Annotated in this window: 8 protein-coding genes; 4 read left to right on the top strand and 4 right to left on the bottom strand. The window is 62.2% G+C overall.

From position 1 onward, the window contains the following. The first annotated feature begins 286 nt into the window (after positions 1 to 286). Positions 287 to 1,276, top strand: coding sequence for a tripartite tricarboxylate transporter substrate binding protein (locus HG262_RS20725; RefSeq protein ID WP_248293437.1), 990 nt, complete (start codon positions 287 to 289; stop codon positions 1,274 to 1,276). Between the two features lie 22 nt (positions 1,277 to 1,298). Beyond that, positions 1,299 to 2,489 (top strand): Xaa-Pro peptidase family protein, encoded by a 1,191-nt coding sequence (locus tag HG262_RS20720; protein ID WP_169272804.1) that lies wholly within the window; start codon positions 1,299 to 1,301, stop codon positions 2,487 to 2,489. On the opposite strand, the gene HG262_RS20715 is transcribed toward HG262_RS20720, so the two are convergent. Continuing rightward, positions 2,482 to 3,447, bottom strand: coding sequence for a LysR substrate-binding domain-containing protein (locus HG262_RS20715; RefSeq protein WP_169272803.1), 966 nt, complete (start codon positions 3,445 to 3,447; stop codon positions 2,482 to 2,484). The genes HG262_RS20720 and HG262_RS20715 overlap by 8 nt on opposite strands. Positions 3,448 to 3,560: 113 nt before the next feature. On the opposite strand from HG262_RS20715, the gene HG262_RS20710 reads away from it, so the two are divergent. Both HG262_RS20710 and HG262_RS20705 read left to right on the top strand, forming a co-directional pair. Further along, positions 3,561 to 4,061, top strand: coding sequence for a GAF domain-containing protein (locus HG262_RS20710; protein ID WP_169272802.1), 501 nt, complete (start codon positions 3,561 to 3,563; stop codon positions 4,059 to 4,061). A gap of 12 nt (positions 4,062 to 4,073) precedes the next feature. Further along, positions 4,074 to 5,042: a tripartite tricarboxylate transporter substrate binding protein gene (locus HG262_RS20705; RefSeq protein ID WP_169272801.1), complete on the top strand. Its 969-nt coding sequence runs from the start codon at positions 4,074 to 4,076 to the stop codon at positions 5,040 to 5,042. Between the two features lie 61 nt (positions 5,043 to 5,103). Here the strand turns inward: HG262_RS20705 and HG262_RS20700 are convergent, their stop codons facing one another. From HG262_RS20700 to HG262_RS20690, 3 genes are all read right to left on the bottom strand, one after another. Next, a complete protein-coding gene (locus tag HG262_RS20700; RefSeq protein WP_169272800.1) occupies positions 5,104 to 5,787 on the bottom strand; it encodes a hypothetical protein in 684 nt (227 codons plus the stop codon). Positions 5,788 to 6,051: 264 nt separating this feature from the next. After that, the gene (locus tag HG262_RS20695; protein ID WP_211187608.1) at positions 6,052 to 7,497 is read right to left on the bottom strand and encodes a multidrug DMT transporter permease; all 1,446 of its coding nucleotides are present in this window, start codon (positions 7,495 to 7,497) and stop codon (positions 6,052 to 6,054) included. Further along, a complete protein-coding gene (locus tag HG262_RS20690; RefSeq protein WP_169272799.1) occupies positions 7,494 to 11,915 on the bottom strand; it encodes an ATP-binding protein in 4,422 nt (1,473 codons plus the stop codon). Before HG262_RS20690 ends, HG262_RS20695 begins: the two co-directional genes overlap by 4 nt. Between the last annotated feature and the right edge of the window lie 85 nt (positions 11,916 to 12,000).

The raw sequence follows: 12,000 nt of genomic DNA, 5'->3' as shown, positions 1-12,000 counted from the left end.
CAGCGCAATATTGAGCTGATTTGTGATCCAAATGAGCTGAAACGGTCTGATTCTGAGCTGATCCGGACGTAGCGCGCAGGACGCGTCGCCTGATATCCCATCGGTCCCCTTCAAGCCTGCATCGGTAGCAGACGCGGTGCCGGATACGCGCCCCATCATGCACAAACGCTTATGGAAACCTCAGGTTTATTCATTGGGCGTGCATGTCCGATCTCCCCATAATCCTCCCGCAGGCTTCAAAAGCCGCCGTCCATTCGCGACGTATCTGAAGATTCATGGGGATGACATGTTGAGGACAGTACCGGGACGCAGACGCTCCCTCGCAGCAGGGGTCGCGCTCCTGCTTTTCGCAGGCGGCGGTGCAAGCGCTGCCGCCGACTATCCGGATAAGCCCATCAAGCTTGTCGTGCCGCAGGCCGCCGGCGGCGGCACGGATGTGATCGGCCGCTTGTGGGCGGACTACGTGGCGCGGCAGCTCAAGACGCCGGTGGTGGTCGAGAACCGGCCGGGCGCCAACGGCATCCTGGCATCCAGCTACGTGGCCAAGCAGCCGGCCGACGGGTATACGGTGCTGGTCAGCGGGGTGTCGTACCTGGCCTTCAACCCGCATATGTACAAGAACATGCCGTATCAGCCGGCGCGGGATTTCGACGGCGTCAGCCTGTTGGTAAATACACCCTTCCTGCTCGTCGCCGGTACGCAGACGGGGATCCGTTCGTTGGACGAACTGGTTGCCCGCGCCAAGGCCGAGCCCGAGTCGCTGAATTTCGCGTCGGCGGGCAAGGGCAATTCCACGCATCTGGTCGTGGAGATGCTGGCGCAGAAGACGGGCATGCGGCTCACGCATGTTCCGTACAACGGTGCGGCCGCCGGGCTGACCAGCGTGATGGCCAACCAGACCCAGGTGATGGCCGACGTGCTGAACACGGGCGCCGTGCAGGCCAATGCGGGCAAGGTGGTGCCGTTGGCCGTGGTGGGCAACAAGCGTGCGGCCAGCGTGCCGGACGTGCCCACGCTGGCCGAACTGGGCTTCAAGGATTTTCCAATGCCGGGTTGGTATGCGCTGGTGGCGCCCAAGGGCACGCCGCCGCAGGCCATCGCGCGCCTCAACGCCGAGACCCGGCGCTTCTTCGATGATCCCGCCGTCAAGGCACGTCTGCAGGAGCTTCAGCTAGAGCCCCTGCCCTCGTCGCCCGAGACCGTGGCCGAATGGACGGCACGCGATAGCGCCACCTGGGGCCCGCTGATTCGCCAGCTGGGCTTGAACAACGACTGAACACCACGATAAAGGACACACCATGCCCAAACTTACCCAGGCGGTCTGGCAATACCGATACGACAAGATGACGTCCATGATGGACGAGCTGGCCGTCGATGCCGTCATCTTCACCTCGGCGGATTTCTTCCAGTTCGCCACCAATTTCCACACCGACGTGTTGCCCTGGGAACGGCCGATCTTTGCCGTCGTGCCGCGCAACGGTACGCCCTTCCTGGTGATGAACGAGCTGTCCACGCATCACATGCAGTTTTCGCAGGAACAGGGCAAGGTCTGGATTACCGATATCAGCTACTACGCCGAGCATCCGCGCGTGCAGAACCGGCTGCCTTTGATTACGCAGCTGCCCGAGGTGCTGGCGGCCAGGTTGAAGGCAGCAGGCCTTGCGCGCTCGCGCATCGCGGTCGAGGGGGGCAGCCCGGTGCTGGCGCAGCTCGCGCGCTTCCTGCCCGAGGTCGTCTTGCGCAACGCGACGCCCGAGTGCCGCGCGCTCCGTTGGCAAAAGCACGACGAAGAGCTGGCCGTGATGGCGGCCGCCGCGTCCATTTCCGATTGGATTCAGGACCGCTACCGCGAGAACATCCGGCCCGGCCGGCTCGTGCAGGAACTGGACTTCGCCATGGCGTCGCTGTTCGTGCAAGAGGCCGCCGAGCGCTTCCCCGGCGAGCATTTCGAAGTGATCCGCTGCTGGACCCTGAGCGGCCCCGCGTCGGCCTCGCCGCATGGCGATGGCGCGTCATGCGGCGCGCGGATCCAGGAAGGCGACGTGCTGGTGAACATCGTCATTCCCCGCTTGAATGGCCTGACGATCGAGAACGAGCGCACCTGGTTCTGCGGCACGCCTTCGGCCGAGCAGGTGCGGCTGTGGTCCGCGGCCAAGGCGGCGAACGAGGCGGCCATTGCCGCCGCGCGCACCGGCAATCCCGTCTGCGCGATCGACGCGGCCGCGCAGGCCGAGATCGAGAAGGCCGGGTACGCGGACTTCATCCGCCATCGCACCGGGCATGCCGTGGGCATCATCCACCACGAGTACCCGGAAGACATGGCCTTTAACCAGCGGCCCTTGCTGGACAACGAGGTCTATTCGGCCGAACCGGGCATCTACGCCTATGGCATCGGCGGCTTCCGGTTGGACGATACGGTGGTGGTGGGGAGCACGCCGCGCGTGCTGACCCACACGCCCAAGACGCTGGAGTACGCGACGGTCAAGTAGCGGCACCGTCCGCGGCGCTGCCGGGGGAGGTGCTCTGCGCCTCCTGGCGCAGCGTTTCGCGCAAGGTCGGCAGCACGATGCTGGGCGAGTCGGCCGCCCATAACATGCCGATGGGGCCGAACTCCAGGCGGGACGGCGCGCGCACGATGCTGATGAGCTGAAGCCGTTCGTACATATGCGCAACGGAGCTCGCCAAGGTGGCAATGTAGTCGCGGTCTTGCAGCATCGACAACAGCGCGACCAGCGAACTGGTCTCGACGGACGGCTTCGGGGGCGGCATGCCCGCATCTACCACGGCCTGATCCAGCCGTGCGCGCGACAGCGTGCCCAGCGGCGGCAGAATCCATGGATAACGCTGGGTGTCCTCCCAGCAGGGCGCATCCAGTTCCGCCAGCGGGTGCCCGCGCCGGGCCACCACGCTGAAGGTGTCGGTCATCAGCCATTCGGTGCACAGGCCGGAGCGGCTGGCGCGCACGTCCAACGGCCCGATGATGAGGTCGATCTCGCGCCGTTCCACGCGTTCAATCAAGGGCTCGAGCAAGCCCTCAACCAGTTCGATCTGCACGTTGGGCGAACGCTGGTGCAGCGCGGCGATGGCGCGCGGCAGCAACACCGGCGCGGCGGAAAGAATGGTGCCGATATGCAGATGGCCGGCCACGCCACCCTTGACCGCTTCGATCTCCTCGCCGGTGCGCGCGGTGTCGCCCAGGACGCGGCACGCATAGCGCCAGAGCGCACCCCCCGCCTCCGTCAGTTCAAGCGACCGACCACGCAGGAACAGCGGCGTGCCCACCAGGTCTTCCATGTCGCCGAGCCAGTGCGAGAGCGCTGGCTGCGTCATGTGCATGGCTTTGGCCGCACCCGTGACGCTGCGCGCGCTTTCCAGCGCGGCCAGCACTTGCAGGTGGCGCAGCTTGAGCCGGCGAGTCCAGGGCGGGTCGATCGAGGTGGCATCCATGCGGAAATGGTAATGGATCTCTCAGCTTTATTCATTAGCGCCTTATGGCGGTTGGCCGCCAAAATGCCTTTCCCGATCGACGAGGGCAAGCGGTGAAGCATTCAACAGAAAACATGGTCCAGGCACAGCCTTTAAGCGACATGGCGCAGGCTCTTGCCGCCGCACCCCAACCCGAATGCGGGCTTCAGGGGCTGGCCCGAGCGCTGGGCGCGCGGATCGGTTATCGGCTGTTCACGGTACTGGTGCTGGATCGAGAGGCGGAGCAGAGCCTGCGGTATTTCTCAAGCCAGCCCGAGGCCTACCCACCAGGCGGCGCCAAGCCCATCCGCGAAAACAGCGAGTTCTACGCCAGTGTCGTGCTTGAGGGAAAGGCGCGGATCTGCGTCGACCGCGCGGAGTGCGCGCGCGCGTTTCCAGACCATGAGCTCATCCATTCACTTGGCTGCGAAAGCGCCGTGAACATGCCGGTCCGCTGGGACGGCCAGACCATCGCATCGCTGAACCTGCTGCACGAGGCCGGCTGGTATCGCCAGGACATGCTGCCTGAACTGAGCTGGTACGCCGCGATGGCCGTTCCCGTCATTCAGAAGATCATTCAAACCACCCGCCCGTAGGGAGAGACAACCATGACACGCCTTAGCACCGCTATCACCGCATTGTTGCTGTCGGTGGGATTGACGCCGGCTTACGCGGCGGACGCCTACCCCGCTAAACCGATCACGATCATCTACCCCTACGCGCCGGGATCGGCGTCCGACACGATGACCCGCCTGCTGGCAGAAGCCATGTCCAAGCGCCTGGGGCAGCCGGTGATCGTCGACGGCAAACCCGGCGCCGGCGGCTCGATTGCCACCGAGCACGTCGTGCGCGCGGCCCCCGACGGTTATACGTTGCTGCTCAGCGCAAGCGGCACCATCGCCGTTAATCCGCACATCTACAAGCTGCGCTACAACCCCGTCGAAGACCTGGCGCAGATCTCCATCGCCGTGGAAGTCCCGTTTGTTTTCGTCGTGGGCAAGAGTTTTCCGGCGCAGGATTACGCGGCGTTCAAGGCGTTAAGCAGCACGAAGCCCGGCGGCCTCTCGTCGGCGAACGCCGGGCTTGGCACCCAGGCCCACCTGACGCAGGCGGCCTTCGCCAAGTTGGCGGGGGTGAACCTGAGCATCCTGGGCTACAAGGGGGCCGCGCCCGCCGTCAACGATATTTTGGGCGGGCACGTGGATTCAATGATGGACAACGCCGCCTCGCAAATCCCGTACGTTACGTCGGGCAAGACGACTGCGTTGTTCGTCACCAGCGATTATCGGTTTGACGGGTATCCCCAAGTGCCTACCGCGAAGGAGCTGGGCATCACGGGGTTGGTTCCGACCGGGTGGTTTGGTCTTGCGGCGCCCAAGGACACGCCGCCTGCGGTTGTGGAAAAAATCCAGGGCGCGGTGGTTGCGAGCCTTAAGGATGCCGAGATGCAGCGCAAGCTGAAGGAGTTGGGCTGGGTGATCGTGGGCAATACGTCGCAGCAGGCCACTGAACGGGCTCGCACGGACTATGAACTGCTGGGGAAGGTGGCTCGGGATATTGAGTTGAAGCCGAATTGATGGATTCGTGGGAAGCGCCCGGCCTGTTGCCTGTGCCCGGGTTCGAAGGCGTCAGAGACGACTACTCGCTCCATTTATATACGGGCTTAGGGATTCGTTGCCGCTCTGGCTGCGGGATATCAACCCCTGCAAAAATCTCTTTCAACATGACGGGAGCTTCAGCGCACCCCGCAGCAACGTGGATGAGGTTTGCCTCTTCCTGCGAGTAGCACTTAACCGGGAAGGACGCGACCTCGTTTGCGATGAGCCAAAGGCTTCGCGTTACTCCATTGATAAACGCGACATTGACCCCTGACGCATCGTGGTACCCCGACACCTCTGCTAGGGGGACGGGGTTGTCGATACCGTGAGAAAACCCCAATTCAGCTCGCGAGAACTTGTAATCCCGGGGCATATGGTCTCGCAGGGGACATGGTGCGTTGCGCCCATTGCCGCGCAATGTTGTTTCTAGCCATAGGCGGTAAAACGCGTCAGTGCTCACGTGCACGACGAAATGATCATCTACCGCGCCTCGACTGACACACATGTACCGTCGCGATGCGTTGGCACATTGAAGCTCCCAGATCGCCCAGAATGGATCTACGTAGACCTTCTTGGGTAGGGGCGCTTCACGACCTGGCGGCAGGCTCGCGAGTTCCAGACGCCCATCAATGGGATCGAGCTGCGCGCGTGGTTTGACGGCGAATGTGTGAACCGGCGGAGCAGAGATCCGAGCGCGTAACAGATTCCAGATAGTCTTCTTCATATCGCGGTGTCAGGCGGAGGTTGAATTGTAGTTTGACACCTATTTTTCCAGCGATATTATGGCCGACATTTTTTATTGGTCGAGAGCCTCCATTCGCGAACGTCTGTTTTCGACCCGTTTCGGTCACTCAGAGATCCGACCCAAGCGTCTGCGTTGCAGCGATTGCTGTCGGTCGGTTTGAACGGGTGAACTCACGCTGTCGGCCACTAAGCGGCCACTAGCTCTGGCTGCGCTCCTGTGAAAGTTAGTTGAATGGAGGCTGCGTCACACGAACGTGGCACCAAAAGACAGCTTTTCTTCAAAGCCGTTGAATCCGCCCTTCCTATGGAGCGTTCTCACACGCCAGAAGTAGAACGATCGCACCTCCTGAACTGCATCATCCGGTGATATGCGATACGCCGTACCTCTGGAGACAAGGGCCATGCCGCAGTTTCCGTCGAACTGCATGGGGCGAACCGGCCCCCAGCCTGCATTCCAATAGCTGAGATCGGCGAAGACGTCGCTACCCGACTTAACCTCCAGCCCCCCATCACGAGGCGTGACCTCCAACTGGCCGCGCCCTGGAATTGCAGGCAAGTAGAGGCGGCCAGGATAAAGATCGTGCTGCAGGTAACCGAGACGCTCAAAGTCGAGCAGCTTTGCCAGCGGCCAAGCTCTGCTCTCCCGATCGGCTATCGCTTGATGTGCCGGTGACTCCAGGACCGTCGTCGTTCCTAGGGGCTCGTGGAAGTCGCTAGCGAGTGGCTCTCCGGTTCTCCACAGATCCTTCAAGTGTTCAGCCAAGCCTTCATCAGCGACGCTGCTACCTGCCGCCTGCGCCCACCGGACGACCGAGACCTCCACACAGCGGTCCATTGACATCACAACGGGAGACACGAAGGCCATCAGTTCGTCGCCGGGACGCTCTAGCTGAACCCGTTCAACGAGACTGCGGACAGCCCCACCAATAGCCTCGTCATCGCCGTCGAACTCCGTTCGCCCTGGAAACCAAGCTGGCCGCCTAGGCCTAAGCAGTGCAAGTGTCGGGTGAACAGGCAAAGCCAATAGAGCCCGGTCTTCCGCTGTATCGGGAGGCATGCTCCAGAACTCCTCAGCAACCGCCAACGTGCGGTGGTAGGCGGAGATCATCCGCAAGGCAGTCCGAGATGAGATTTGACAGCTGAACCCGTCACCCAAGAGGCGCGAGAAATGCCAAGGGTCACCCTGAAAAGGAGCATCCGGATAGGCCTCCTTGTTCATCGACCACTCGAAAGCCATCTGGCGGACGAACGGCAGCCGCGTAGCGGCTTCAAGTTCCGTCATGGAGGTACGGAACATCCGCGGAAGGTCCGCACCTTGCACTCCGTTGAAATCCTGTGGAATCTCGAAGTCCTCAGGCACTTCTTCTAGGCCTTCGTCCGGGATGTCCGCCCACAGACCGAGGCTCTCTAGCAATAGCTCCGAGAGGACGGACGTCTTAGGAATGCTCTCGGCCAGTTTCTGGCTGGCCTCGTACCCGTGCGCCTGCGCGGCCATCCAAAAGACGAAGAGCGCCTCCACCACCTCGGCCTCGAGCTTCCTTGTGCCGAGGAATTCAAGAAGTGCGGCCTCCGTCGCCGCTTTGGACGCCGGCGCGCCCAGCCGAGCGGCGAGCTCCTGCATGGTCCACCACCGTGCAGCCGTCGACGGCCAGCCCAGCCTAGCGACGAGGATGCGAAGGTCATCCATCATGTGCCCTTCGCCCTCGCCGCGTCGAGCTCTTCCGCCCAGCGTGGCCGTTCCAGCGGAAGGGTTCGGGTGTCTTCAAGAACGCAATTCACCATCATCTCGGCGAACTTCACGGCGTCGGCAACGCGCTTCTGCCGTGCATAGAAATAGACCATCAGATTCGTCGGCGCTACACGCGGCGGCTCGGGCTCTCCGAACATGCCATACGTCGTATCAGCGACGAACTCGTCGCAACGACTCGGGTAGTGCTGAAGGACCATATCCAGCCTCTCACGCGTCTTTTTTTCGCTCTCCGCGAAGCCCAGCCATGCACCCTTCCGGACCTGTGCCTGAACGAGGTAATTCCACGCAGCCTTCGAGCCGCTCAGCCTGCGCCTCGTCTCAAAGGCGAGGTCAGACAGTTCGAGGATGCCATTCATGCGCCCCTCGTCTGACCGAAGAAAGCCGTCCAACGCCGCGAGAAGGCGCTTGCCATGTCCGGCCTTATCCCAGTGCTCGTACCATGTCCGAAAGAGCCTCTTCTTCTCGTTGTAGCTGGTCGACAGGCTTGCCAGCATCTCGTCGACCTGCTCCGGTGCAAACGTGGTGACATCGCCCGTATACGGCTTGCTGTCAATGTCGCCGTTAGACGAGTCTGCACGCTGAAGCACGCCGACGTCCCAGCCGGCATGCTCCCTGAGCACACGCAGCCGCTCGGCAGCGCCATCCTGACCATTGCGTTCAAGCTGCATCAACGCGTCTCGGACCTCTGGGTGAACACCCGTGCGCATAAGCGCATCCAGGGGCCAACCGTCCCGCACGCCCTGCTCTACGTACGCCCGCAGGCTGTCCTCCGCATGCGACCAATCGCCGGCGTCCGTGTGCTCCTCATACTTCACCACCAGAGCTGGTGGGCAGAGCTTCGCCAACAGGCGGTCAGCGGCTGAGAGCACGTGCCTCGTGCCCTTTCCGTCCGTGAAGTCCAGCACGCGGTGGATCTGGGGCGAAATCAAGCTGAGCAGCCGTCGAGCATCGTCTGGCACGACCTCCACCAGGTAGTCAATGGCGTCGACGGTGTTGTTCAACGTGGGGTCCTTGCGATGCCCGTAGCCGGTCACCAGCTCCCAAGTCTGCGCGCAGAGTTCCCGGGCGCTGGCGTTTAAGCCGTGGCTAAGGGTGATGCCGCAGAGTTGCAGAGGCGTCTGAAGATGAACGCTGGTCTCCTGGCGGATCTCACCATTGAGCAGGACGCGTTGGGATTGGATGAAGGCCGCTGCAGCTTCATCGCTCATCCTAGTCAGCAATCCTGCCGCGTACTGGGTGCGGAAGGACGCAGGGTCGAACCACTCGCCAGTAGCTGAGGCGACCATGGTGGCCTCAGTGAGGTCAACATCGTCGCGACCGGCAAGTAGGCAGCTCCCCAGCCGGATGTCGCAGGCAATGCGATGCAGTCCAGCCCGGAAATCCTCCGCTGCTGAGCTGGCATCGTGACCCTGCCTGAAGCGCCTGAACTGGATAGGCTTGAGCAGTTCGAACAGCTCATGAAAGTCCACGAACTCCCCGCGCCACCAGCGCTCAGCAACCTGAGCTGCAATCGCTGAGAGGGAATTCAAGAAGTAGCTGATGTTCCTCCTGTCCTCGTAGGTGGGCGCCCGCACGAACTCGAAGCCGGTTTGTCCTTCTGCCTTCATGCAAAGGCTCAAGTGAACGCCGCTGAAGAACCAATGATGAACGAGCGCACTCAGGTCGTCCTTGCGCTCGTAGTAGTCACCCTTGAGCCACTCAATGGGGATGGGCTCGTTCAGCGGTTTGGAGTTCCGTGTGTGGGCGGCCTCCAATGCGGCAACGAATGGGGTTCGCGCCAGTTTGTTGAAGTCGTCGCGGTCAAAGATGCTCACCCCGGCCGTTGCAGCCGCCCGGACGCATACGTCGCTGAGAATACTCTTATCCGGATCGTCGGGCGGCAGCGGGGTGGCCGCGTCCATCAGGTCGTCCAGCACGCCCTCATCAACCAGCATCCGGGCTCTCGGCATCCACACGACAGGGGCGTTCTCGCGAACCAGCTCGGCAAACGCCTCAGACGTCGCACCGATGACACCCAAGCGCGCGAACGCCTCGACCAAGAACTTGAAATCAGCAGTTCCTTCGTTTGACGAGTACCGCGTAGAGAAGCGGCTGAGACCTCTGAAACGCCGCAGTGCCTCAGAACCACAGGTTTTGGCCAGTACCGCATGTCCTCGCGCCTGCAAGGCCAATCCAAGGGCTGCCACACGCAGAATGTCCGTCTCGTGCCGCGACGCCACAGCCTCTCGGACAACGCCGTCGTCGGCTGTCAGCCTCAGCGTAAACGACACAAGCCGAGCCATGTCGTCGTCCTGCATCTGAAACTCGCTGCCACGGACCATCCGCGCCCTGAGATGGTCAAGGCGGTAGGCGTCGGCAAACGCATTGGTATCCAGCGCCGCGACCATGGCCTCCGACAACAAGGTGTCGAACAGCGACTCTGGATAGCCTTCTTCCAGGCGGAGCATGATCCAGTCGCGGGTCAACCCGGCAATGAGGTTCTTGGGGTCACCGAGCCTGGCCTGAACCGACCAGAGCCAGTTGACGCGCAAAGAAGGCGGTGCCGATGTTTCAAGCCATCCCGCCACCGCCGGCAACAGTTCCTTGATGCGCTCGTCGTAGTCCGGTGTTGAGCGCACAAAGACGGCCAGGCTCTCGTGGAAGACCTTCAGGCCAGCCGCCGAAGAATGCAGCAGGTGCTCCACCTTCGCGACATCGGGCTGAGCAGTGCCAAGCTTCGCCGCAATCTCCAAGAACCCAGCCTTCGGCCAGAAGAAGGGGAATGCGCACACCAAGCGCAGCGTGTCCTTCAGACTGGGTGGCAGTTCTTCCCACAGGGACGCGTAGTAGAACTTAACCTCCTTGGTCATGTCTCCTTGCAGCCGCTCAATATCCCAGCTGTCCAGGTCGCCCCCGGCATGCTCAACCTCCGCGGTGGCGTAGATGACGTGCAGTGGGTGACCGTTGGTCTTCTTGCGAAGCGCGGTCGCCGCCTCCTGCAGTTGGCGCTCCGACTGCCCCTCATCGTCGAATCGGGTTGACAGTCTGCCCTCGTCAACAGCCTTACGCAGGTACGACAACACTGCGTTCTCGGACATCGCTGGCAACTCACGCCAACTGGCCTTCGGGGCTACCGCCAAGAGGTCCCTAGGAAGCTGGGCGTCGTCAACCGGCTGCGTGCCCACCAACAGAACCATGTTGTCCGGACACGGCAAGACCTGCGAGAACAAGTCGTCCAGCGGACGCTTGTCGGCAGCATTGATGCGCCAGACATGGTCCAAGCCGTCCAGAACCAGCACGAACGGCTTGCCCTTACCCTCGTAGTAGGCCGCGCAAGCTTCGAGGAGCCCTCGCAAGTCACCGAGTTCCTGAACCCCTGGATGAAACTGCTTGACCTGAGCCGTGATGGACTGCTCAACCACATAGCTGTGCACGCGGTCTCGCCCCCGCTCGGTCGTCGACAGGAAGTAGTGGTGACGGACCGCGGGAATGTCCAAGCTAGCAAGCTTGTCGCAGAGCGCGCTCAAGTACGTGCTCTTCCCGCGGCCAGGCGGCCCCGTGAGCACGAATGCCTGTCCAGCACCCGCGGCGGTATCGCGCACGAAGTCCCGGTGGAACGTTTCGTCTGGCACTTCATATCCGAGCGGCACGAAAAAGTCTTCAGGCAAGGGTGCTGCCGGCGTAGCTCGCAGGATTGTGTGCACCTGGTTCAAGGAGATCCACCCGTCAGGCGGCGGGGAATTCTTCCGAATCGCCCAGTTCAAAGCGACATTCTTGAGGTTCGCAATGCCCTCAGGCGTGCCGTGCCGGTGCAGTCGAGCATCGACCTCGTGCTCGAGCGATTCGAACCCCTTGTCGCTGTGAAGAACCTGCAGCTGACTGAAGAAGGCTTCGCACTTCTCCTGGTCGCCCAGCTCGGCGATTAACGCTGAGCGCCGCGGCTCAGGAACTTTGGCGAGGTCGATCTTCCCCCCGGACAAGCATGCCTCAACTTCTGCATCTGGCCGGCGATTCGTCCTCAGCGATAAGACGCCAACCCGAGCGGGGTCCAAAGCGGCGAACGCGTCAAACCACTTCCGAAGCATGGACCTCGACCGCGCAGTCGTGCCTGCCTTCTCAAGCATCCACTCCCAGCTCAGCGCGTGCGCACCCGGGTTCGGTGTGTACTTGACCTGCTCCAGATCGATGAGGTCATCTGCGCGCTCAGCAACGATGTCGTCCAGTCCCTTCGGCGCAACGGCCTCGTCGTCACACTCAAACTTCACACGGGTGAGGCGTGCCGGCGCATCTAGCCAATCGCAAAGAAGCCTCAGTCCCTGCCGATTCTGATAGATGTAGCCGGCGGCGGTTATCGCAGTGTTCTTAATCTCTTCAGACATGGAATGGGATGGCCGGCAAAGGTATTGACCGAGCAAACGGCCTTGTGACGCCGCTTGCGGAACACTAGTTCCTGCACACGCACCT

The sequence above is a fragment of the Achromobacter sp. Bel genome (assembly GCF_012928505.1).
GTDB lineage: Bacteria > Pseudomonadota > Gammaproteobacteria > Burkholderiales > Burkholderiaceae_B > Achromobacter.
The sequence above is the reverse complement of the archived record's forward strand: the minus strand, read 5'-3'. Positions and strand labels throughout refer to the sequence as shown.

What these genes read in the sequence shown, in the direction of transcription:
- HG262_RS20725 (WP_248293437.1), top strand. Translation starts at nt 287, where the DNA reads ATGTTGAGGACAGTACCGGGACGCAGACGCTCCCTCGCAGCAGGGGTC.
- HG262_RS20720 (WP_169272804.1), top strand. Translation starts at nt 1,299, where the DNA reads ATGCCCAAACTTACCCAGGCGGTCTGGCAATACCGATACGACAAGATG.
- HG262_RS20715 (WP_169272803.1), bottom strand. Translation starts at nt 3,447, where the DNA reads ATGGATGCCACCTCGATCGACCCGCCCTGGACTCGCCGGCTCAAGCTG.
- HG262_RS20710 (WP_169272802.1), top strand. Translation starts at nt 3,561, where the DNA reads ATGGTCCAGGCACAGCCTTTAAGCGACATGGCGCAGGCTCTTGCCGCC.
- HG262_RS20705 (WP_169272801.1), top strand. Translation starts at nt 4,074, where the DNA reads ATGACACGCCTTAGCACCGCTATCACCGCATTGTTGCTGTCGGTGGGA.
- HG262_RS20700 (WP_169272800.1), bottom strand. Translation starts at nt 5,787, where the DNA reads ATGAAGAAGACTATCTGGAATCTGTTACGCGCTCGGATCTCTGCTCCG.
- HG262_RS20695 (WP_211187608.1), bottom strand. Translation starts at nt 7,497, where the DNA reads ATGATGGATGACCTTCGCATCCTCGTCGCTAGGCTGGGCTGGCCGTCG.
- HG262_RS20690 (WP_169272799.1), bottom strand. Translation starts at nt 11,915, where the DNA reads ATGTCTGAAGAGATTAAGAACACTGCGATAACCGCCGCCGGCTACATC.